At 30.8% G+C, this 24067-nt stretch carries 22 protein-coding genes and 1 tRNA gene; 10 read left to right on the top strand and 13 right to left on the bottom strand.

Annotation, left to right across the window (positions count from 1 at the left end):
• Positions 1-121: 121 nt before the first annotated feature.
• Positions 122-1624: a glutamate--tRNA ligase gene (gltX, locus tag LJY17_RS11785; RefSeq protein WP_264544021.1), complete on the top strand. Its 1503-nt coding sequence runs from the start codon at positions 122-124 to the stop codon at positions 1622-1624.
• 26 nt (positions 1625-1650) lie between these two features.
• On the opposite strand, the gene LJY17_RS11780 is transcribed toward gltX, so the two are convergent.
• Both LJY17_RS11780 and LJY17_RS11775 read right to left on the bottom strand, forming a co-directional pair.
• The gene (locus LJY17_RS11780; RefSeq protein ID WP_264544020.1) at positions 1651-2238 is read right to left on the bottom strand and encodes a hypothetical protein; all 588 of its coding nucleotides are present in this window, start codon (positions 2236-2238) and stop codon (positions 1651-1653) included.
• A gap of 133 nt (positions 2239-2371) precedes the next feature.
• Complete coding sequence (locus LJY17_RS11775; RefSeq protein WP_264544019.1) at positions 2372-3013, bottom strand: PorT family protein; 642 nt, start codon at positions 3011-3013, stop codon at positions 2372-2374.
• A gap of 105 nt (positions 3014-3118) precedes the next feature.
• On the opposite strand from LJY17_RS11775, the gene LJY17_RS11770 reads away from it, so the two are divergent.
• Positions 3119-4105 (top strand): SPFH domain-containing protein, encoded by a 987-nt coding sequence (locus LJY17_RS11770; RefSeq protein ID WP_264544018.1) that lies wholly within the window; start codon positions 3119-3121, stop codon positions 4103-4105.
• Between the two features lie 294 nt (positions 4106-4399).
• Here LJY17_RS11770 and LJY17_RS11765 read toward each other — a convergent pair whose 3' ends face one another.
• From LJY17_RS11765 to LJY17_RS11755, 3 genes are all read right to left on the bottom strand, one after another.
• Complete coding sequence (locus LJY17_RS11765) at positions 4400-5035, bottom strand: hypothetical protein (RefSeq protein ID WP_264544017.1); 636 nt, start codon at positions 5033-5035, stop codon at positions 4400-4402.
• Between the two features lie 16 nt (positions 5036-5051).
• A complete protein-coding gene (locus LJY17_RS11760; RefSeq protein ID WP_264544016.1) occupies positions 5052-5645 on the bottom strand; it encodes a hypothetical protein in 594 nt (197 codons plus the stop codon).
• Between the two features lie 216 nt (positions 5646-5861).
• Positions 5862-7547: a glutamine--tRNA ligase/YqeY domain fusion protein gene (locus LJY17_RS11755; protein WP_264544015.1), complete on the bottom strand. Its 1686-nt coding sequence runs from the start codon at positions 7545-7547 to the stop codon at positions 5862-5864.
• Between the two features lie 119 nt (positions 7548-7666).
• On the opposite strand from LJY17_RS11755, the gene folB reads away from it, so the two are divergent.
• Positions 7667-8026, top strand: coding sequence for a dihydroneopterin aldolase (gene folB / locus LJY17_RS11750; RefSeq protein WP_264544014.1), 360 nt, complete (start codon positions 7667-7669; stop codon positions 8024-8026).
• Positions 8027-8059: 33 nt separating this feature from the next.
• Here folB and LJY17_RS11745 read toward each other — a convergent pair whose 3' ends face one another.
• The gene (locus tag LJY17_RS11745) at positions 8060-10009 is read right to left on the bottom strand and encodes an LTA synthase family protein (RefSeq protein ID WP_264544013.1); all 1950 of its coding nucleotides are present in this window, start codon (positions 10007-10009) and stop codon (positions 8060-8062) included.
• A 136-nt stretch (positions 10010-10145) separates the two neighbouring features.
• Here LJY17_RS11745 and LJY17_RS11740 point away from each other — a divergent pair.
• Positions 10146-10216, top strand: a tRNA-Cys gene (locus LJY17_RS11740).
• A gap of 115 nt (positions 10217-10331) precedes the next feature.
• On the opposite strand, the gene LJY17_RS11735 is transcribed toward LJY17_RS11740, so the two are convergent.
• The 5 genes from LJY17_RS11735 to rnr are packed head-to-tail and all read right to left on the bottom strand — an operon-like array spanning position 10332 to position 15305.
• Positions 10332-10985, bottom strand: coding sequence for a GldM family protein (locus tag LJY17_RS11735; RefSeq protein WP_264544012.1), 654 nt, complete (start codon positions 10983-10985; stop codon positions 10332-10334).
• Between the two features lie 15 nt (positions 10986-11000).
• Entirely contained in the window at positions 11001-11663 is a 663-nt protein-coding gene (locus LJY17_RS11730) for a GldM family protein (protein ID WP_264544011.1), read from the bottom strand.
• A 39-nt stretch (positions 11664-11702) separates the two neighbouring features.
• Complete coding sequence (locus LJY17_RS11725) at positions 11703-12392, bottom strand: LysE family translocator (RefSeq protein ID WP_264544010.1); 690 nt, start codon at positions 12390-12392, stop codon at positions 11703-11705.
• Between the two features lie 50 nt (positions 12393-12442).
• The gene (locus LJY17_RS11720; protein ID WP_264544009.1) at positions 12443-13114 is read right to left on the bottom strand and encodes a head GIN domain-containing protein; all 672 of its coding nucleotides are present in this window, start codon (positions 13112-13114) and stop codon (positions 12443-12445) included.
• Between the two features lie 10 nt (positions 13115-13124).
• Complete coding sequence (gene rnr / locus LJY17_RS11715; protein ID WP_264544008.1) at positions 13125-15305, bottom strand: ribonuclease R; 2181 nt, start codon at positions 15303-15305, stop codon at positions 13125-13127.
• Positions 15306-16106: 801 nt separating this feature from the next.
• Between rnr and rpiB the strand changes: the two genes are divergently transcribed.
• Complete coding sequence (rpiB, locus tag LJY17_RS11710; RefSeq protein ID WP_264544007.1) at positions 16107-16538, top strand: ribose 5-phosphate isomerase B; 432 nt, start codon at positions 16107-16109, stop codon at positions 16536-16538.
• Positions 16539-16599: 61 nt separating this feature from the next.
• Positions 16600-17514 carry a cation diffusion facilitator family transporter gene (locus LJY17_RS11705; RefSeq protein WP_264544006.1) on the top strand — a complete coding sequence of 305 codons (915 nt, stop codon included), beginning with the start codon at positions 16600-16602 and terminating at the stop codon, positions 17512-17514.
• On the opposite strand, the gene LJY17_RS11700 is transcribed toward LJY17_RS11705, so the two are convergent.
• Positions 17511-18191: a trimeric intracellular cation channel family protein gene (locus LJY17_RS11700; protein ID WP_338441358.1), complete on the bottom strand. Its 681-nt coding sequence runs from the start codon at positions 18189-18191 to the stop codon at positions 17511-17513. The genes LJY17_RS11705 and LJY17_RS11700 overlap by 4 nt on opposite strands.
• A 27-nt stretch (positions 18192-18218) precedes the next feature.
• Here LJY17_RS11700 and LJY17_RS11695 point away from each other — a divergent pair, with 27 nt between their 5' ends.
• Entirely contained in the window at positions 18219-19262 is a 1044-nt protein-coding gene (locus LJY17_RS11695) for a hypothetical protein (protein WP_264544004.1), read from the top strand.
• On the opposite strand, the gene LJY17_RS11690 is transcribed toward LJY17_RS11695, so the two are convergent.
• Complete coding sequence (locus tag LJY17_RS11690; RefSeq protein ID WP_264544003.1) at positions 19259-19519, bottom strand: DUF1294 domain-containing protein; 261 nt, start codon at positions 19517-19519, stop codon at positions 19259-19261. The two genes, LJY17_RS11695 and LJY17_RS11690, sit on opposite strands and share 4 nt — an antisense overlap.
• A gap of 54 nt (positions 19520-19573) precedes the next feature.
• On the opposite strand from LJY17_RS11690, the gene LJY17_RS11685 reads away from it, so the two are divergent.
• From LJY17_RS11685 to LJY17_RS11675, 3 genes are read left to right on the top strand one after another with little or no spacing between them, the layout of a single operon-like run.
• The gene (locus LJY17_RS11685; protein WP_264544002.1) at positions 19574-21697 is read left to right on the top strand and encodes a Tex family protein; all 2124 of its coding nucleotides are present in this window, start codon (positions 19574-19576) and stop codon (positions 21695-21697) included.
• A gap of 40 nt (positions 21698-21737) precedes the next feature.
• A complete protein-coding gene (locus LJY17_RS11680; protein ID WP_264544001.1) occupies positions 21738-23024 on the top strand; it encodes an AAA family ATPase in 1287 nt (428 codons plus the stop codon).
• A gap of 7 nt (positions 23025-23031) precedes the next feature.
• On the top strand, positions 23032-23865 hold the full coding sequence (locus tag LJY17_RS11675) for a hypothetical protein (protein ID WP_264544000.1): 834 nt from the start codon (positions 23032-23034) through the stop codon (positions 23863-23865).
• Positions 23866-24067 lie beyond the last annotated feature (202 nt).

Genomic DNA, 24067 nt, shown 5'->3' with positions numbered 1-24067 from the left:
CCAATTACAAAAACTTTAAAAAATTTCGGAGACTGTTAATAAATACATAAAATAAATTTATTTGAAAGACACATTATTAACTCCTGAGTAACAATTATCTTTGTAGTCAAATTTTAATAAAATGTCAAAGCCCGTTAGAGTGCGATTTGCACCAAGTCCAACAGGACCTTTACACATAGGTGGTGTTAGAACTGCTTTATTTAACTACTTGTTTGCTAAGAAAAACAATGGAACTTTTTATTTACGTATAGAAGATACTGATCAAACTAGATTTGTACCAGGTGCGGAAGCTTATATTTTTGAAGCTTTAGAATGGTTAGGTATTGCTCCAGATGAAACTGTAGGTAAAAATGAAAAGTTTGGTCCTTATAGACAAAGTGAACGCAAAGAGATGTATAAACAATATGCAGATAAACTTATAGAAAATGGTTGGGCATATTATGCTTTTGATTCAGCAGAAAAACTAGATGAATTAAGAAAGCAGGCGGAAGCAGAAGGTAAAACATTTATCTACAATCATTCGGTTAGAGAGCAACTTGATAACTCGTTAACTGTTTCACGTGAAGAAGTTGAAAAAAGAATTTCCAATGGTGATGCTTTTGTCGTTCGTTTTAAAACTCCAATAAATGAAACTTTAATCATAAATGATATTATTCGTGGAGATGTAAAGTTTGATACTAACTTATTAGATGATAAAGTACTTTACAAAAGCGATGGTATGCCAACATATCATTTAGCAAATATTGTAGATGATCATTTAATGGAAACATCACACGTAATTCGTGGTGAGGAATGGTTGCCATCGTTACCACTTCATAAATTATTATACAAAGCCTTTGATTGGGAAGCACCAGAATTTGCACATTTACCACTAATTTTAAAACCAATTGGAAACGGAAAACTTTCTAAAAGAGATGGTGATAAAATGGGATTTCCTGTATTTCCTTTAGAATGGAAAACCGAAGAAGGAACATCTATGGGGTATCGTGAAAACGGATTTTTCCCGGAAGCTGTCGTAAACTTTCTAGCATTATTGGGTTGGAATGATGGGACTGAACAAGAAATATTCTCACTTGAGGAATTAGTTCAGAAATTTGATTTAGCTCGTGTTAACAAGTCGGGTGCCAAATTTGATCCAGAAAAAAACAAATGGTTTAACCACCAATATTTAATTAAAAAAGAAGACTCAGAATTGGCTGAAATGTTCAAAAAAGAACTAAATGCTAAAGGTATTTCTACAGATTTGGATTTAACAAGAGTTGTAAGTTTGGTAAAAGAAAGAGCTAATTTTATTACTGAATTATATGACTTATCAGATTACTTCTTTGTTGCTCCAAGTTCATATGACGAAAAAGCCGCTAAAAACTGGAAGGAAGAAACTCCAGAATTAATGAAACAATTAATTGCAGTTTTAGAAGGTATTTCAGACTTTACATCTGTCAACATAGAAGCAGTTGTAAAAGACTGGTTAACGACAAACGAGATAGGAATGGGTAAAGTTATGCAACCTTTCAGGTTAAGCCTTGTAGGAGCTTTAAAAGGACCTCATTTATTTGATATAGTTGAAATGTTAGGTAAAGAAGAAAGCATAGAAAGAATTGAAACCGCCATTCAAACATTATAAAAAAAAGCCCCATTTAAGGGGCTTTTTTATTTACACTCAGTAAAAACAGGAGCATTAAAAAAACCTAATATAGATAAGTTGTCAATACTATGCATATTCTTGTCATAACTAGAAAGTCTACTAATTAAAGAAGTACAATTAGAAAAATAAAAAGAAATCTTAGAATAAATTTCTGAACGAGCGTTAGAACTCTTTTGGTTTCTAAGATTATTGAAAGTATGAGTTTCAATGATATTGTAGTTCTTATCAATAACATGAAATACGTAGTTAACCTTATTGTTATCAGATTCAGGATCAGCTGTTGGAATAGCAATCAACATTTTGTCATCTGTCTCTGTTAAAACAAAAAAACCAGTAATTTCTTTTGAATTATTTAGCCTAAAAGTTTTAAACTTATTAACCCCAAAAACAACATAATCAAAGTCTTTAAAATTCAATTTTATCTCTTTATCACTATCAATTAGTTTGTAATAGATGATCTTTTCCAGACTATTAACTCTAAAGGAGTTACTTTTAATTTGAGATTTACTTCCGTCAAGTTTAATAATAAAGGAATCTGCAAATGTTAGATTAAAGGTCAAAAAGAAAAAGAAAAATAAGTATAGTTTTTTCATGATTTGGTTTTTAAAATTTACATAGTAAAATTAAAACCCGACCAGTTAAAGCTTGGTTATCTAAACATCATAAAAAAATAAGATACATTAATCTTTAAGTTAAGAATGTAAAAAAACCTGCATTAAGCAGGTTTTATAGATTAAATAGTATTTGGCCACTTAGAATTCCTAAATTTCCCTTAAACTTTTGATTGTTATTTTGAAGTACTTTTATATCATCATTGTTAAGCTTATTCAAGAAATTATTAAGCCCATATTGATAAAAACCAACAACTCTTACACGTCTTCCACCAGCAGAAAATCCTAAATAAATATTTCCATTGATTTTAGTAACATCTATAATATCATTAGCTGTTAGCAGCGTTCCATTTATTATACGATTTTCATCATCTTGATCAATTTTTAACTTGTCATTTATCTGTAAAACAGGTCCAAAATCAATAGAAAGATGGTTCTTTACCAAATTAGCACTCAACAATAATCTAATCTGTACAGCTGGCAATTTATATTCTACATCTTTGGTAAGGGTTTCAACAGAAAATTTATTTTCCATAAACTGCATCCCGAAAATCGCACTCCAGTCATTATAATAATTTCCTCTAACTGAAAATCCTCCAATCCAACCTGTTCCTGGCTTGGTGTTAAAATTAGATGTAATTAAACTCGTATGAGTTAGACCTCCAGAAATTCCAATTCTATTTCCATCTCTTCTTCCATGTTGAGCAAAGGTTACAACTGAGATGATGCACATTAAAACAACTACTAACTTCTTCATTTTCAAAAATTTTGACGAAAATACATATAATATTCAAATATTTGTTTGTAACTTTTAAAATAAACCTCCGTATAAATATTATATCAACAAACAAATCTAAAAATCATGAGTATTCCATTTTTAGCCTTTTTATTTATAGGCTTATTTTTATTGTTAGCTTCATTCTTTACCGTTAAGCAACAAACAGCTGTAGTAATAGAACGTTTTGGAAAGTTCCAAAGTATTAGAAATTCTGGTTTACAGCTAAAAATTCCAGTTATTGATAGAATTGCTGGAAAAGTTAACCTTAGAATTCAACAATTAGATGTAATTATTGAAACACAAACAAAAGACAACGTGTTTGTTAAAATGAAAGTTTCTGTTCAATTTAAAGTTATACAAGAACATGTTTATGAAGCTTTTTACAAATTAGAATATCCACACGATCAAATCACAGCTTATGTATTTGACGTAGTTCGTGCCGAAGTTCCAAAATTAATCTTAGATGATGTTTTTGTTCGTAAAGATGATATTGCTATTGCTGTAAAACGTGAATTGAACGAAGCAATGTTAGCTTATGGATATGATATCATTAATACCTTAGTAACTGATATTGATCCTGATATTCAAGTAAAAAATGCTATGAATCGTATTAATGCTGCTGAGAGAGAAAAAACAGCTGCAATGTTTGAATCTGAAGCTCAACGTATTAGAATTGTAGCAAAAGCAAAAGCTGAAGCTGAAAGTAAAAAATTACAAGGTCAAGGTATTGCTGATCAACGTCGAGAAATTGCACGTGGTTTAGTAGAGAGTGTTGGTGTTTTAAGCGAAGTGGGAATAAATTCGCAAGAAGCATCTGCATTAATTGTTATTACACAGCATTATGATACCTTACAAGCGATTGGAGCAGATACAAATTCAAATTTAATTTTGTTACCTAATTCTCCTCAAGCTGCAAACGATATGTTAAACAATATGGTAACAAGTTTTGCAGCATCAAACTTAATTGGTGAACAAATGAAAACTCAACCAAAGAAAATAAAAAAATCAGGAGATCATACTTCAACTGATTATAATCCATCTGATACTTCAAATCCAACAGAAGAAGTTTAAAAAAAATATTTTGAAAAATGAAGGGTGCTTTTAAGCACTCTTTTTTTTGTCACATGAAAAAAAGTGGCTTTTTTGAGTAATTTTTACTAAAACTTAAAATAAAGCGATTTAAGGAACTTTTGATCTTATAAAAGTAAAATCACATTGGTTAAATTTTAAATTCGATTAAAATTAATTTATTAAAGTCTATTTTTTAATTAAAATCTATCAATTTTATTTTTTAAATAGATTTTTATAATAATAAATAAAACCTACAAAAAAGTAGGCTTTAATCAGATAAATTTATTATTTAGATTATTTCACTAATTTTCCTCTTTTCAATTCTTCTCCAAATTCAGCTTGAAAAGCTCTAGCATCAATTTGCAGTTGTCTAGTAATTTCTGAAACACTTGTTCCTTCTCTTAAACTCCTTCCATTATAACTTGTGTAACATTTATCTCCAAAAATATATAAAGAAGCTTCAATATTTGGTACCTGAACAAATTTTAATCCTCTGAAATTAGCTCTTTTAATATCATCAGGAAGATCATTTAATTCAGATTTATACTGCTGACTAACAAGTTCAACAACTTTTGTTTCTTTGCTATTTGATGCAACACTAATCGTCGTAATTACTTTATTATCAGAAACAAGAGGTACAATATGTAAATTTTCACTTCTAGAAATTGTTGCAATATTTCCGCTGTTATCATTCAATAAACTATTAAATTCTGTACTGAATGATTCAATAGAATTGGAAACTTGAGCAGCTTCTACATCACTTGCTGATACTCCAAAATTAAAGTCCTTGTTTTCTGAAAGAAGCTTTAATAGATCCGATTTACCTTTTGCAGCAGCTTCTTTAATTCCGTTATTCGCAGTTGTTTGAGCCATTAAACCAGTAGAAACTACCGCTAAAAGAACAGTTATAATTGATTTTATATTTTTCATAATTGTGTTTTTAAAGTTATTTTTTACTGATATTATACCATGTATTCCAATGTGTTTTAGCCCCTGATGGATCAACATATTCATCATAAGTAATTAAGCGTTCTTGACCAACACACGGTCCCCAAGGATCATTTAATACCACATAATTTGTGCCATTTACTGTTACATAACCCTTAACAGCAACTACATGACCTACCACACCACTTTGACCGTAAGCAAAACCTAGCACATCTTTACTACAATAAATACTCTTTTTTAACTGATCCCAACTTAAAGCTGTTGCAGATTCAGAGAATTTAAGTCCGCAATAATCAAGTTCTAACCATCCCGGTTTATTACAGTCATTAGTTTTTCTACAAGTGTTGTCTGTAGGTTCATCGTTACAACAGTTTGTTCTACCAAATCTGTGGTTTGCAAGTTCACATTGTGTTTTGCTAACTCCTTCATTTTGAGCAATCATCTGAGTAGTTGCAGCCCAACACCAATTGTTTGTTTCTTGTGGGCGAAGTGTATTATTTACACTTCCAATTAAACCAGGTTTACAACAACTTTGAGTTAAAAATAACAACCCAGTAATTAGTCCTAGAATAATGATTCTTTTTGTTTTCATAATTAGTTTGTTTATTGATTATACTTATCACAATCCTTATGATTATGATTATTAACAAAGCAAAACTATGATATGTAGTTGATTGGGACTTGAGGAGAATTCCTGATTATTAAAAGGGAAATGAATGAAAAATGTAGGGTGCTTTTCCTGTGAAACACAAAAAAAACCCTTTCATACTATGAATATGAAAGGGTAAATATCAAATATTTAAAAAAATTATTCTTTGCTTTCTACTTTAGCCCAAGTATCTCTAAGGCCTACCGTTTTATTAAAAACTAATTTTTGTGATGTCGAATCTCTGTCTGTACAAAAGTATCCCAAACGTTGAAACTGAAAATGATCTAACTCTTTTGTGGTTTGTAAACTTGGTTCAACATAACCAGTAATAACCTTTAATGAATCAGGATTTATGAATTCTTTAAAGTCAATTTCTTTATTTCCATCAGGGCTTTCGTGGGTAAATAAACGGTCATATATACGCACTTCAGCTTCTAAAGCATGTTGAGTTGAAACCCAATGAATTGTTCCTTTTACTTTACGTTTACTTGCTTCTGTACCACTTCCTGAGCGAGAATCTGGATCATAAGTCGCGTGAATTTCAGTAATATTTCCATTAGCGTCTTTTACAACAGATTCACCCTTAATGATATAAGCATTTTTTAAACGAACTTCAGAACCTAAAGTCAATCTAAAGAACTTTTTATCGGCTTCTTCTTTAAAATCCTCTCTTTCAATATAAATTTCTTTAGCAAAAGGAACTTTTCTAAAAGTTAATACTTCTTCTTCAGGATTGTTTTCTGCTTCCAACCATTCTTCTTGACCTTCAGGATAATTAGTTATAACTAACTTTATTGGATCTAAAACTGCCATTACACGTGGTGCAGTTTTGTTTAAGTCTTCACGGACACAAAAATCCAATAACGAAACATCAATTAGATTTTCACGTTTTGCAATACCAATTGTATTAGCAAAATTACGGATTGAAGCAGGTGTATACCCACGGCGTCTCATCCCTGAAATAGTACTCATACGAGGATCATCCCAACCTGTAACATGCTTTTCTTCAACTAATTGTAATAGTTTACGCTTAGAAACAACTGTATGTGATAAATTACGACGTGCAAATTCACGTTGTTTAGGACGTACTTTGCTTTCATCATAAATTTGATTCAAAAACCAATCGTATAATTCTCTGTGTGGTAAGAATTCTAACGTACAAAAAGAATGTGAAATTTGCTCTAAATAGTCACTTTCGCCATGTGCCCAATCGTACATTGGATAAATACACCAATCATTTCCGGTACGGTGGTGGTGTGCATGCATAATACGATACATGATAGGATCACGCATTAGCATATTGTTTGCACCCATAGAAATTTTAGCACGTAAAACATGAGTTCCTTTTTCAAACTCTCCATTTTTCATACGTGTAAAAAGATCTAAATTTTCTTCAATAGAACGATTTCTAAAAGGAGAATCTGTTCCTGGAGTGGTAGGTGTTCCTTTTTGAATAGCCATATCTTCAGAAGATTGACTATCAACATACGCTTTTCCTTTCTTAATTAACTCTACAGCCCAATCGTATAATTGTTGGAAATAATCAGAAGCATAACATTCATTATCCCATTGATAACCTAACCATTCTACATCTCTCTTAATAGCATCAACATATTCTTGCTCTTCTTTTGATGGATTGGTATCATCAAAACGCAGGTTCACAGGTGCTTGATAATCAATTCCTAAACCAAAATTTAAACAGATAGCACTTGCATGACCTACATGCAAATATCCATTAGGTTCTGGTGGAAAACGAAAACGTAATTTATCTTTTGACAAACCATTTTTTAAATCTTCTTCAATGATTTGCTCTATAAAATTCAATGATTTTTCTTTAGTAGACATTTTTCTAAAATTGAGAGAACAAAGTTATCAAAAATGTTGGTTATTTGGTTATTCGTTTATTTGGTTATTAGCAAAATTTGTACTTTTATCCAACATAAAAATTAGCAAATCCACAAATAATGGGAATAATAAAACTTAAAAATATACGCACATTTTCTTATCATGGTTGTTTAGTTGAAGAAAGTAAAATAGGGAGTGATTATAGAGTTGATTTAGAGATTGAAGCTGATTTAGCAAAATCAGCACAAACAGATAAACTTGCTGACACTGTAGATTATGTGCACTTAAACAAAATTGTGGTAGAAGAAATGGCTATTCGATCTGAACTGTTAGAACATGTAGCACAACGAATTATAGACAGAACTCTAAAAGATTTGAATCCTGTTTCAAGAGTTTTAGTTGAAGTTTCTAAGCTAAATCCACCTATTGGTGGTGATGTTGAAGCTGTAACAATCATCTTAGAAAAAAGTAGATTTTAATAAAAAAGCCGAAGTTAATCTTCGGCTTTTCTTTTATTTAGATTTTTTACTATCTCTTAATTTATACTTTCTCGATTTATATAAATCTGTTGCAGTAACTATATGTGCTAAAGCATCTTTTGCTAATTCTGGATCTAATTTTACAGGTTTAAATATAGTATCCTTAGTCACTTCAAATTGCACAGGTTCCTTAAAGGGTTGCAAAATAACAACCTGATTTTCAACTCTAAATGCATTTATATCATGAAATTGCATGATTGATCTTCCTTTTGTTTCAGCAGGGATTTTAAAAATATTTCTTCCAGGCATTGGAGTTTCTGATTTAACTCCAATTAAACTCAATAATGTTGGCGGAATATCTATTTGACTCGCTAATTTATCATAGGTTTTTCCTTTAGCCACTTTAGGACCAATGATTAAAGCTGGAATATGAAATTTATGAACAGGAACCAAATGTTTACCATACGTTCTGGTGTTATGATCGGCAATAACAATGAAAACTGTATTTTTAAAATAATCTTCTTTTTTAGCTAATTCGAAGAACTTACCAATTGAAAAATCGGCATATTTCATAGCATTTTTAACCGTATTCTTTTGTTTGTCATAAAGCTTGATTCTTCCGTCAGGGAATTCAAAAGGCTCGTGATTTGAAGTAGAGAACATTAATGAAAAGAATGGTTTATCACCTTTTGATTTAAAATATTCATTGGCTTTTTCGGCTAAATCTTCATCAGAATATCCCCAAGTTCCTTTGAAAGCATGCTTTTTACCATCGCTATCAAAATCAGACTCATCAATGATATTATCAAAACCATTTCCATTGAAAAATGAAGCCATATTATCAAAATTAGCCATACCTCCGTAAATAAAACTAGTGTCAAAACCATCTCTTTTTAAGCCATCGGCCAACGTATAAAAACCAGATTGTGAATTACTTAATTTAACAACACTTTCTGATGGTGAAGGTAAAAAACCAGTAACTACTGCTTCAATTCCTCTAACACTTCTAGTACCTGTACAATACAAATTAGTAAATAAAGTTCCTTCTTTAGTCAATTTATCAAGCTCAGGTGTTAAAGGATAACCTCCAAGACTTCCAACAAATTCAGCACCTAGACTTTCCTGAAGAAAAATTACCAAGTTATAAGGTCTTTTTAAAACTGTATCAGGCTGTTGAATGTGTAATAAAGGTAAATCAGGATCCGTAAAATCTTCAGGTTTTGCAGTCATATACTTTTTAACACGACTGTAGGCTTCGTTAATATCCATCTTACCATACATTTTCTCTGCGTTTCCTTCATTTTTTATAGAATAAGCAGCAAAAGCAACTGTATATAATGAATTAAGTCCTACACAATTTGTTAATTGATTTACCGAAAAAACCGCATTAGAGGCGTTTATAGGTCTTTTTGAAGTTAAACTTGAGCGAGCTCCCAAAAATAAAAGAAAAGCCACTGGAAGGAATAAAATAAGCTTATTTTTATAATCATTAGCTACTGGATAAAATAGTTTCTTTCCATGTTTAAAAGCAAAATACAAACCTGTACCTAAAACGATGAAAGTTACAATCATTGATGTTAGATAACTTTTAATCAGTGTACCAATAACTTCTTTAGGATAAATTAAATAATCTAAGAAAAGTCGATTAGGTCGAGTATCATATTGCTTTATGAAATCAGGAGTACTCATTTCCATTAAAAGCAGTAAAAACAAAAAGAGAATGAAATAAATATTTAAAAACTTTTTGAAAAAATTAAGCCATTTATCCGGTAATAAACAAATTAATACTGCTGGTAAAAACGATAAATAGCAAAGTAGAATTAAATCGAAACGCAAACCAATAGGGAAGATGTACCAATAATTTTCGGTTTCCTGAATACGTTCTTTAAACATAAAGAAGATGATTATTCTACTTAATGTATTGATTAACAATCCTATTATAATAAAATAGAAAATAGGTTTTAGATGTTGAATCTTTTTCATTGGGTTTAAAAGTTTTAAAAAAGTATTCCAAAAGTATAATTAAAACATGAAGAATTTTTTAGAAACAAATAAAATTTAATTGGATTTTCTTGTTTGAGAGTAAATATTATGTAAATTTGCCGTCCATACTAGTAATGGCGTCGTGGCCGAGCGGCTAGGCACCGGTCTGCAAAACCGTCTACCCCGGTTCGAATCCGGGCGATGCCTCTAAAAGAGTTACTTGAAAAAGTAGCTCTTTTTTTATTTCTAAATTTTTAAGAAAAATTAATTAAATATATTGGGCGATGCTTTAACAAAAAAGAGCAACTAAATGTTGCTCTTTTTAATCTCCCATCATAACAATTATAGGGAATGCTCTTCTCTTTAATGCATCAGTTGGTGGACCGTAGTCTAAGTGATTTATTTCAAAAAAATCTCCTCTTTTAAGTTTTGCTATTTCTTTAAAAGATTCACTATCAAATTTATTTCCTACAACCTTAATTACTTTACTTTCTGAAAACTTAACTTCAAATGAATTGACTTTAAAAAAATCAGAATCATCAAAAACATCATATAAGAACCCTATCATTTCAGTTGAAATTATAGCTTCTTTTACTTCATTTCTTTTTAAAATTACTTCTCCTTCTTTTCCTTTTAAAGTTCCGCAAATTCTTGGAAGTCCTTTTATTCTAAAAGTATATTCTTCAGTACTTTTAGAACCATCAAGTTTTTCAATTTCAACAAAAACTTTGGTTTCTTTACCCGCTCCTGGTCTAATTATATATTTACCATCTTCATTTTGTGAAACTCCATCGCCAATAATTTTATATGATTTAGTATTATTTACCGCAATAGAAATAGGATTAGGAACTCCTCTATAAACCACATTCATCCTATCTAAACCAATTACAGATTGTCTAGATGCAACATTTTTTATTGTATCATTTTGAGCAAAATCTAAAAAAGGAAGTAGTAATAATACAAGTATTCTTTTCATGGATTAAATACAGTTTTACAATTTCCTAATCTTAACAACTGGTGTTTTTGCTATAGATAAATTTAAGTCTGATTCAAAGATAAACTTATGTAAAATAATTAAAGATATCTTGGTATTAGCCATAATCTCTTCATAAACATCTTGAGGAATTTTGTTGCCTTTTATTTCAAAACTATCTAAAAAATCACCTTTACTGTTAGTTAAATTAATTCGAAAACCTGTAACAGCAATGTTTCCTTCTAATAAGTAGTCAATAAGTTTTACTGAAATTTCAGCATTTAAAATTTCTTTGCTAGGCATTTCAATTACACAATCACCATTGATACATCCTTTTTGATTCACTAATATAGCTGCATAAGGTAAATCTTTTACCCTAAAAATATGTTCTTCAACAACCTTTGTACTATCTGAAGTTTCTATTTCTAATAAAACTTTACTTTCTTTTTCTGCTTTTGGTTTAATGAAATATTTGCCTTCATCATTTATAAAAATATTATCTCCTTTTATTTTATAAGGCTTTGCATTACTAACCGCTATAGAAATTGGATTAGGAATTCCTCTGTATGCAATATTTAAATTGTTTAAACCAATCACTGAAAGATTAGGTTTTGAAATAGAATCATTTTGAGCATAAAACGATAAAGGAATCAGTACTAAAAGTAGTAGAAGTTTTTTCATAAAAATTGATTGGTTTTAGGTGTTTGGGTTAACTTTTAATTATTCTTTTAACTGTTCAATTTTCCTTTCAATCATTTCTTTTTCATTAGGAAAAAATCCTTGGGCAATTAAAAAGAAACCAAAAATCATCAAAATGACACTTATTACGCGTTTAATTTTATGAATGTTGTGTTTATTTAAACGTGATTTTAATTGTTTGGCTACCAGTATCTTTAAAATATCGATTGCAATATAAGATAAAATAATTGTAGTTATAAAAGTTATGATTCGACTTGTTTCCATATTAAGTTTGGGCGCAAAAACAATAATAACTCCCATCCAAAAAGCAAGAACACCAATGTTTATAAAGTTTAAAAAGAAACCTTTAAAAAATAACCCTAAATAGTTCTTTTTATTAATATCGTCTACAACATCATCCATTTCTTCTTTTTGTTTTTTTTCATACTTCTTTTTTTCATTGATGTATGAAATTAAACCATAACCAAACATTAAAATGCCTCCAAAAATGAAAAGTCTAGGATTATCTTTTAATTTTTCTAGAATTTGATTGGTACTAAAATAAGCTATTAGAATAAAAACTAAATCTCCAAAAACTACTCCTGCATCTAGAATCATTGCAGCTCTAAATCCCTTAGTTATACTTGTTTCAAGTAGTACAAAAAACACTGGACCAATAGTAAAAGCTAATAAAAATCCCCAAGGAATTGCAGAAAGTATATCGTTTATCATGTATAGTTTTTTAGAACTTGCAAGTTAAAATTTATGCTTTACAAATAAAATTATCTTTTACTCATAATAACATCACCTCCAAGGATTGTTTTTTGATTGACTTGTTTTGGGTTTCCAAAAATAGTTATGGTTCCCCCAGCACGTATTTTTGCATCAACAAATTCAGAAGCTCTTACATCGATACTACCTCCAGCATTAATAGAAGCTGTTGCTTGAGTAGTTTGACATTTATCGGCTTCAATTTTTCCACCAGAACTTACTACAAATTCAAGATTTTGAGCATTACCGGAAATCTTTAAAATAGAGCCGCTTGATGCTTTTGCAGCAATTCTTGTTGCTTCAATTTGTGCTCTAATTTGACCTCCTTCTTTTGCTATCAAATTAAAATTAATTGCTTTTAAAATAGAATCACATGAAATATAACTTCCTTCATTTGCCTCTAAAGCTTCTATTTTTTTGAAATATACTTTTGCTACAATGTCTTCTCCTTTTAGTAATTTTCCAAATGGCATTCGTATTTTCAATTCATCTTTAACAGTAACAATTTCAACTTCTTGAGATCTATTTCCTGTAATTTCAATTTTGTTCTCTGCAGATGGAATAAGTTGTACTGAAATTTTGTCAAAAGCAGTTACTTTATCAAAATCTCCTAAAGTTTTATTTACTTGTGATGAAGCTAAAGTACTCACCAAAAAGATTGTACTTAGAATTACTTTTCTCATAATGAATAATTTATTCGTTTCTTCTAATGAAATGAAAGTCAAGTTGTTTTTTTACCAAGTCGGCGTTTTTTACTTTTACCCAAACTTCATCACCTAACTGCAATAAACTCTTAGTCATTTCACCCACTAAAGCATATTGTTTTTCATCAAACGTATAGTAATCGTCTTTTATTTCGCGAATACGTACCATTCCTTCACATTTGTTTTCAACAATCTCCACATAAATTCCCCATTCGGTAACACCAGAAATTACACCAAGGAATTCTTGATCTTTATGATCCTGCATGTATTTTACTTGCATGTATTTAATAGAATCACGTTCTGCACTAGTAGCACTGTTTTCCATATTGGATGAGTGAACACATTTTTCTTCATATACATCTTCATCTGCACTTTTACCTCCATCAAGATAATGTTGTAATAATCGATGTACCATTACATCTGGGTAACGACGAATAGGTGAAGTAAAGTGTGAATAATAATCGAACGCTAATCCGTAATGACCAATGTTTTCGGTAGAATATTTAGCTTTACTCATAGTACGTATCGCTAAAGTATCGACCATATTTTGTTCTTTCTTTCCAACAACATCTTCCAATAAAGTATTCAATGATTTAGAAATAGCTTCTTTTGATTTGAAATTTAAACTATAACCAAATTTTGAAATTACTCCTTGAAGGTTCATCAATTTATTTTCATCTGGTTCATCGTGAATACGATACACAAATGTTTTCTTTTGTTTACCTATGAATTCAGCTACTTTTCTATTGGCTAAAAGCATAAATTCTTCAATCAAATGATTGGCATCTTTGGCAATTTTAAAATATACTCCAACTGGTTCGTCATTTTCGTCTAATTTGAATTTCACTTCAACTTTATCAAAAGAAATCGCTCCGTTATTCATACGGTTTCTTCGTAAAATCTTAGCCAATTCATCTAACATCAAAGTAGCTTCTTTGATTTCATCTTTTACAACATATTCATTTCCAGTCAATGAAATTTCAGCAGGAATTGTATTTGATTTTGTTTCAATAATGTACTGTGCTTCTTCATAAGCAAATCGTTGGTCAGAATAAATTACTGTTCTACCAAACCATTGATTGATTACTTGCGCTTTTGGACTAATTTCAAATATTGCAGAGAAGGTATATTTTTCTTCATTTGGTCGTAATGAACAAGCAAAATTTGAAAGTACTTCTGGTAACATTGGCACCACTCGATCTACTAAATATACTGAAGTAGCACGTTTAAAAGCTTCGTCATCAAGAATAGTTCCTTCTTGAACATAATGAGAAACATCGGCAATATGAATACCTATTTCAAAATTTCCATTTTCTAATCTTTGAAATGAAAGCGCATCGTCAAAATCTTTTGCATCTTTAGGGTCAATGGTGAACGTTAAAACGTTACGCATATCACGACGTTTGGCTATTTCATCTGCTTGAATAGAAGTATCTAACTTTTTTGCATACGCTTCAACTTCAAGAGGGAAATCATAAGGCAAACCATATTCTGCTAGAATAGCATGAATTTCAGTATCATGTTCACCAGGACGACCTAGAACTTTTAGTACAGTTCCAAAAGGTGAATCGGCTTTTTTAGGCCAATCTTCAATTTTTACTAAAACTACATCACCATCAGTTGCTTCACCAATTTTATCTTTAGGAATAAAAATATCCGTATACATTTTAGCATTGGCAGTAGTTACAAAAGCAAAATTCTTTTGTACATCAATAACTCCAACAAATTCAGTACGATTGCGTTCAAGTATTTCAATTACTTCAGCTTCAGGTCTTTTTCCTTTACGACGATTGTATACATACACTTTTACTTTGTCTCCATCTAGTGCATGATTCAAATTATTAGTAGGTATAAAAACATCCTCTTCAAATTCTTCACAAATAAAATAGGCTGTTTTACGTGAAGTCATATCGATAGTTCCTTCAAAATAATCTTGGCTTTGTGCTTTTACTAAATACTTTCCAGGTTCTAACTCGATAATTTGTTTTTTTGAAGCTAAAATTTTAAGGTCTTTAATAATTTCATTTCGACTTTTGGTATCGTCAACTTCTAATTTAGCCGCTATCTGTTTATAGTTAAAGGTTTTATTAGGTTCTTTAGAAAGTAATTTTAAAATTTTTCCAGAAAAATCTTTTACTCCTTTACTAAACTTTTTAGGTTTTTTACTCATCTTCATTTTAATTACAGCTGAAAATTACAAAATAGTTTACAGTTATAAGTAAACGATAATCAGTTTTAAAATAAATATAACTTTTCAACTTCTATTTTAAATTTAACATTTTTAATTTTTTTAAAATTCAAGAGTTTTCAACAATAACTAAAAAAACAAAAAAATCTTTTTTAAAATTTTAAATTTATGATGGTTATGATAGGGTGTTAATAAGGCTTAAAACTTTTTTGATTTTGCCATTGTTCTTTAGTTTTCCAAAGTTATACAAAGATATTAACAATGACTTTTTATACTAATTGATTGAAAACAAAAGAAATGATTTTCGTTATTAACAATTGTCAATAATTGATTTTTGATTTCTTTTTTTGAAAACTTAACTTGTTAATTTATGTTAATAACTGTCAATTTTGTTGGGATAATTTTTCAAAAAGTTGACAAAACTTTTCTTGGATTTTAAATCTAGGTTTTGGATTACAATTTTTATTAATACAAACAAAAAATAGTTCTTATTTTCTTTCCAAAATTATTAACAATTCTTGTTGGTTTTTAATTAACTAAAAATCAGTGTTTTGTAAAATTACATTAACACTGTTTAATAAAACCATTAAAACTTTGCGTATTTTATTGATTTTCAACAGTTTTATTGGATATAAATTATTGTAAAAATTAGCTTTATATTGATTATAAGAGAGTTAGGTAATTAGACAGATATAAAATCTTGATTATTTATAGTAAAGTTCCTTTTTAGGCTTTATTTTATTCTTTATTTTTGCAGAATAAACCACAATATAACTTCATATTATGACAATCTCTATTGGAAACGATCATGCAGGACCAGAGTACAAAAATGCAATCGTAAAATACTTAGAAGCAAACGGACATACAGTTATTAACCACGGGACAGATACTTTTGATAGTGTTGATTATCCAGATTTTGGACATCCAGTAGCGTATGACGTAGAAAGCAAAAAAGCTGATTTTGGTATTGTTATCTGCGGAAGCGGTAACGGAATTGCTATGACAGCAAACAAACACCAAGATATTCGTTGTGCTTTATGTTGGACAGTAGAAATTGCTGAATTAGCTCGTCAACATAACAATGCTAATGTGATTAGTATTCCTGCTAGATATACATCAATACAACAAGCAATAGAAATGGTGGAAGTTTTCCTTATTACTGAGTTTGAGGGAGGAAGACACTCTAACCGAGTGAATAAAATAGCTTGTAAATAAAAACACTAAAGACTTCTGAAATTAAAGAAGTCTTTTTTCTTTAAAAACTTTAAGAAATCATATGTCCCATAATCATAACCACGTCCATATTCATAAACATGAAGTAGAAGGAAAGAATTTAGTTTTTTCTATTTTTTTGAACTTGTTAATAACTGTGGCACAGGTAGTGGGAGGAATTATTTCTGGAAGTTTAGCATTGGTATCTGATGCACTACATAATTTTTCAGATGTATTGTCATTAGTATTTAGTTATGTGGCTCATAAATTATCTAGAAAGAAAGCTTCAATAAATAATACTTTTGGATATAAACGTGCTGAATTAATTGCTGCTTTTGTAAATGCGTTTACGCTTCTTTTGGTTGCTATTTATTTAGGTTATGAAGCGATTCATAGGTTTTTTCATCCTGAACCAATAAAATCAGGAATGGTGATTTGGTTGGCTTTATTAGGAATTATAGCTAATGGACTTTCGGTTTTGTTGTTAAAAAAGGATGCTGAACATAATTTAAACATGAAATCGGCTTATTTGCATCTATTAACAGACATGATGGCATCTGTAGCAGTGCTGACTGGAGGTTTGTTGATGAAATTTTTTGAATGGTTTTGGGTAGACAGCGTAATGACTTTACTAATATCAATTTACTTGATTTATGTGGGGTATGACTTATTAATCAGTTCAACCAAAATGCTAATGTTGTTCACTCCTGAAGAAATTGATATCAAAGAAATTGTTCGTGAAGTACATAAAATTCCTGGAGTAGGCAAATTACATCACATCCATGTTTGGCATTTAAACGAAGAGGAATTACATCTAGAAGCACATTTAGATTGCGCAGAAAATATCCTAATGAGTGAATTTAACGATTTACTTCATGAATTAGAAATTGTATTATTTCATAAATTCGGAATCAATCACATTAATATTCAACCCGAATTCAAAAAAGAAGATCCTAAAGAATTCATCGTTCAGGATTAAATCCTAGGAAGTTGTAGTTTTTTTCGAATGGCATAAATTCGAATGGAAGCCGTAATCAAAATCCCTATAATCATACTGGTTTCACTTTGTAGGTGGTATTTTACCATTAGTAAATACAAACTGCCGCCAATCAAACAAGCGGTTGCATATAATTCACCTGGTTTCAATAGTCCTGGTACTTTATTGCACAATACATCGGCCAACAACCCACCAAAAGTGGCTGTTATGATCCCCATTACTAATGAATACCCACTTGAAATTCCTGCTTGCAGTGCAATTTGAATTCCCGCAACAGTAAATAGCCCAATCCCAAAGGCATCAACCAAAAAAATTAATTTTTTGATAAGGGTCGTATTCAGTTTAAAAAAGAAAGTAATAATCGTTGAAAATAAGACAATTACAATAGCCAAATTATCATTCACCCAGTTTACAGGTCTAACACCTATTAATAAATCTCTTATGGTTCCTCCACCATAAGCAGTGACAAACGCCAAAACAACTGCACCAAAAATATCAAAACGTTTGGTTCTAGACTTTAAAACACCCGTTACGGCAAACACAAAAACACCTGTATAAGTTATGACTTGTAAAGCATCCATATCATCAATTATGAATACAAAAGTAATACGTAATTCTTTTGATGAACATAAAATAATTGAAGTAACTTTACTTTTCACAAATTTGTTACAAACTGTCATTTATTTATGAATGAAGAAGCTCCATTGTTTAAAAAACAATATTATCCCATAACCGAAAAGTTATTTCAGTATCTTGAAAAATACAAAAGGGTCACAAAAACCAATGTGTTTTATGATGACTTATTGCGTTTTCAAGGCTCGATTGTGGTGTATGATCAAAAAGGAGAAGATACGCTTTGGTTACGTGTTTTTTACAATGAGTTCGACAGAAAAGAAATCGATTTGAGTCTGAATAAAATTTACACTTTACTCCATTCTGATGGTGACGAACGAGTGTTGAAACACCTCACAGTCGATTATATCGATTACTGCGGATTTGGAAACTCTAAACCTTTTAGAGTAAAAGTTAGAAACATCCTCAACGACAACTATACTCATTTTTACATCAAAAAAGCCGATGCTTCGCGTATTTTCGGTTTGGAATTAGAACATATTTTGTCACCCAACCGAATCAATTTCTTAGTCTATGAAAGTACTTTAATTGAAGAGCATATTGTTGGAATTCCTGGTGATGTTTTTCTAAAAGAACATTTACAAAAATGTACCGAAGCCGAAAAAGCACAAATTGCCAAAGAGTTTGTCAAATTCAACGAGCGTTGCATGATAGGGCTTTTGGGTGATATGCGATCGTATAATTTTGTGGTGATTCCTACCTATGATTATGATCACATCGTGTATAAAATTCGCGCTATCGATTTCGACCAACAATGTTATGAAGGAAGTTTTAAATTGTACAAACCACATTTGTTTAAAGAGAATTTTCAGTTTACCGAATTGGTCAAAGAAAAACTAGAACCCGATTCTATCGATCAATATCAAAATGAAGAAAGGTCTTTATTAGTGAAGCGTTTAGCAGATTCTGAAGAGCGCTTAACCGATTTATTAGCTGTGATGAAATCGATGATGTTATCCCCAACACTTCATTTGGAACAATTGAAAAAAGAAACCTACGAATTCACCAAAGATAAAAACTTCAAAAATGCCAAATCAATGGGTGAAGTCATGGAGGCGGCTTTAAACTTTATGAAACGGAATTACAAATCAAATTAGATGCGCATAAAAACGAAAAGAATGATTTGAGCGATTAAAACGAACGCAAATTTCCACAAAAAACTTCCTTTTGAAACTTTATGATTGAACATAAACATACCCAATAAACCACCTATTGCGCCCCCTACAAAACTAAAGACTAACAAATCTTTTTCGGGTATTCTTCGTTTACTTTTAATGGCCAAAAGCTTATCAACACCAAACAATGATAAGGTTAAGATATTAATACAAATAAGATAAAGTAATACGATTTTCATTCTTCAAAATTGCGACAAAGATACTATTTTAGCATCCTTATTTTATTTTACAAAATGACAAATTTAGAATACATTTTAAAAACGGTTTCGACCGCTTCCAAAAACATAGAAGCAACCTTACAATTGCTTTCCGAAGACTGCACGATTCCTTTCATTGCCCGTTACCGTAAGGATAAAACCGGAAATTTAGATGAGGTGGTGATTGAGCAAATTGCGAAATTGAATAAGCAATACGACGAAATTGTAAAGCGTAAAGAAAGTATTTTAAAATCAATCGAAGAACAAAATGCTTTAACTCCTGAACTAAAATCAAAAATTGAAAACAGCTTCGACTTACAGGAAATAGAAGATTTATACCTTCCCTATAAAAAGAAAAAGAAAACTAAAGCCGATACGGCACGTGAAAATGGATTGGAACCTTTAGCTAAAATCATTATGTCACAACGCAATGATGATATCGAATTTTTGGCATCCAAATATCTTAATGATAAGGTAGCCAACGAAGACGAAGTGTTACAAGGCGCTCGTGATATCATTGCCGAATGGATTAATGAAAATATTTACATCCGTAAAAATTTGCGTCGCATGTTTCAACGCAAAGCGGAAATCACTACCAAAGTGGTAAAAACCAAAAAGGATGATGAAGCAGCCCAAAAATTTTCACAGTATTTCGACTGGGCCGAACCAATAAGTAAAGCACCTTCACACCGTTTATTGGCAATGATGAGAGCTGAAGCAGAAGGATTTGTGAAACTGAATGTGGAAATTGAAAAAGAAGAAGCAATTGCATTCATCGAGGATAACATTATCAAATCGAATAACGATACCACTCAACATTTGGAACTGGCCATCAAAGACAGTTACAAACGATTGTTGGAACCGGCAATTTCGAATGAAACCTTACAGGAAGCTAAAGAAAAAGCAGATATCAAGGCGATTGATGTTTTTGCAGGGAATTTAAGCCAGTTGTTATTGGCACCGCCTTTGGGTGAAAAACGTATTCTGGCGATCGACCCCGGATTCAGAACGGGTTGTAAAGTAGTTTGTCTAGATGAAAAAGGGGATTTGTTATATAATGAAACCATTTTTCCGCATGCGCCACAAAACGAAACTACGATGGCTATGAAAAAGATAAAATCGATGGTAAATGCCTATAACATTGAAGCAATTTCCATTGGTAACGGAACGGCAAGTCGTGAAACTGAATTTTTTATCAAGAAGATAGCGTTTGACAAACCAGTTCAAGTTTTTGTGGTATCCGAAGCCGGTGCATCGGTATATTCAGCATCAAAAATTGCCCGTGAGGAATTCGGAAGTTACGATGTGACGGTTCGTGGAGCGGTTTCCATCGGAAGACGTTTGTCAGATCCATTGGCCGAATTGGTTAAAATCGACCCAAAATCCATCGGTGTGGGACAATACCAGCACGATGTGGACCAATCAAAATTGAAAGAGGAATTGGATACGACTGTTGTCAGATGTGTGAATTCGGTGGGAATCAATATCAATACGGCAAGTAAATCGCTCTTAAGTTATGTATCCGGAATTGGTGAAAAAATGGCCGAAAATATTGTGGCGTACCGAAGTGAAAACGGCGCATTTGAAGAAAGAAGCCAATTGAAAAAAGTACCGCGTCTGGGGGATAAAGCGTTTCAACAGGCGGCAGCTTTTATCCGTATCAAGGATGGAAAAAATCCTTTAGATAATTCGGCTGTGCATCCTGAATCATACAAAATGGTCGAAAAAATGGCCAAAGATTTGGGTGTAAAAGTCAATGAATTAATTGGGAACAAAGAAAAAATCAGCCAAATTAAACCAGAGAATTACATTACCGAAAATGTTGGAATTCTGGGTATTAAAGATATTCTGAAAGAATTGGAAAAACCAGGATTGGATCCGCGTAAAGCTGCTAAAATTTTCGAATTCGACCCGAATGTAAAAACCATTGCCGATGTCCGCAGTGGAATGATTCTACCCGGAATTGTGAATAACATAACGGCTTTTGGTTGTTTTGTTGACATAGGAATCAAGGAAAGCGGATTGGTTCACATTTCCCAACTCAAAGACGGTTATGTAAGCGATGTAAACGAAGTTGTGAAATTACATCAACATGTGCAAGTGAAAGTCGTTGAGGTGGATGAAGCCAGAAAACGTATTCAGTTGACGATGATTATTTAATTATTCGTATTTTTGATAATAATATTACAAAATAAAATAAATGGAAAAAGTTCCTTTTTCTTACTATGCTTCTTTGGAAGTGGGTGGAGTTAACTGTTTTAAGGATAATCAAAAATTAGAATTATCTAATCAAAGCGATTATTATAAATGGACTATTATTCTAGGAGATAATGGAACAGGCAAAACTACACTATTAAAAATATTAGATAAATTACAACCTGATCCCAAATCGGTTGACAATAATGGAATAGAGATTTTTATTCCAAAATATTTCATTGGTGGCATTACAAATGATAATAAATTAATATTAGAAGATTTAAAAGCTAAAAAAATTGATCTTATTTTAGAATTAATTAGTAGTAAAAAAAAGAGTAAAATAACAATCTCATCAAAAACTAATAATTATTCACTATACAATAGTGATTTTAAAGAAACGTTTATTTTATCTTATGGAGCTTCAAGGAGAATGAGTAAAAACCAAAGCTTACAAACCAGTGTTAGAAGCTTTACAAATTCATTATTTGACGATTCAATTGAACTTATCAACGCTGAAGAATGGTTTTTACAAAAGGAATATGCAGTTTTAAAATCGAGTAGAAGTTCGAAACCAAAATTTGAAAGAGAATTTAATTTAGTTAAAGAATTATTAATTGATATTCTTCCCGATGTGACAGATATTCATTCAAGAACATTTGATGAGGAAATTTCTAAACCTTCTATCGAAGTAGAAACTTCTTTTGGATGGATAAATATAAGAAACTTAAGTTTTGGTTATCAAACATTATCTGCATTAATTGTTGATATTGCAGCTAATATGATGGAAAAGTACCCAGATAGTAATAATCCGTTAGGCGAACCAGTTATTATTTTAATAGATGAAATAGACTTGCATTTACACCCTAAATGGCAGAGGGAGGTACTAGATAAATTTTCAACTTATTTTCCTAATGCACAATTTATTGTTACTGCTCATAGCCCGTTGATTGCTCAAGCAGCACAGGATAAAAACGCGAATATTGTTGTTTGCCGAAAAGAGGGAGATAAAGTTGTTATAGATAATAAACCAGAAAACGTTAAAGGATGGAGAATTGATCAGATCTTGACTTCAGATTTATTTGAAGTTTCAAGTTCTCAATCAAATAAGATAGAAAAACTAAGAGATGAAAAAATTTCATTTTTGTTAAAAAATAAACTTACAAAACAAGAAAAAGAAAGATTAAGTTTAATAAACGAAGAATTATTATCAGTGCCATCATTTGATGATAAAGAAAGTAATGATGCAGAGAGTTTAATTAGAAAAGCAGCATCGATCATAAGAAAAAAATAATTATCAGATGATTAGGATTTTAAAGGGAGATGCGCCTAATAAATTAGTAAATTCTGGCTCAAAGAAGACTAAAAAAGACTTTGAAGAATATTATAAACATGTTGCTGAATATAATTCTGGGAAGAAAACAATAGAGGCAGATGGTGCAATTTATAACTCTGATGAGGTTAGAGAAGCATTAGAAGGTATTCAAAAGAATAAATGCTGTTATTGTGAAACAAAAAGTACAAGAAGCAATTGTGACATTGAACATTATAGACCTAAAAAGGCATATTCCAAATCTTATGGAGGAACAAGTCTTTATCCAGGTTATTTTTGGTTAGCCTATGATTGGGATAATTTATTTTTAGCATGTCAAGTTTGTAATCAAATATTTAAAAATGATTTTTTTCCAATTGAAGATGAAAATCATCGAGCTCAAATTAATTCTTTTTCAATAGCTAAGGAAGAATGCCATATAGTTCATCCTTCTTTTGATGCACCTGAAAATGAAATAGAGTATTTGGAAAGTTTTCCAAAGGGGAAAACCAAAAAAGGAAAATTATCTATAGCTTACTTAGGTTTTGGTTCTATTGAACACGGTAAACAAGAAGGAATAGAATATAGCGACAAACATAAAATTAGAATTCGTAGATTAGTTGAGGAAAGAGATAGGTATTATCATATTATGAAAAACATATATGATGCAATTAAAGTTTTAGAGAGAAAAAAATTAGATTCTGATGAAACTCAAATTCTAAATAATTTGAAAGATGAACTTCATAAAGCTCAACAAAAAGATGCAGTCTGGTCATCAATGATTATATGTGCAGTTAAGAATGATTTTAAAATTGTAGAATAAGTAGAGTTAAATTGATAAATAATAAAAAAACCCTGATTTCAAATCGAAATCAGGGTTTTTTATTTGGATAAAATATCTGATAATCAAAAATAAACAGGTCATTAGAATTGTTGTATCAATTTATAAAGATAAAATATCTGTTAAAATTTATTAAAAAAAGATATTATATCTATTTGTTTGTATATTTGCGCAAAAATTAATC

The organism is Flavobacterium hankyongi (genome assembly GCF_036840915.1).
In the GTDB taxonomy this organism is placed as follows: domain Bacteria; phylum Bacteroidota; class Bacteroidia; order Flavobacteriales; family Flavobacteriaceae; genus Flavobacterium; species Flavobacterium hankyongi.
Note: the sequence above shows the minus strand (reverse complement) of the source record. Positions and strands in the feature narration are given on the sequence as shown.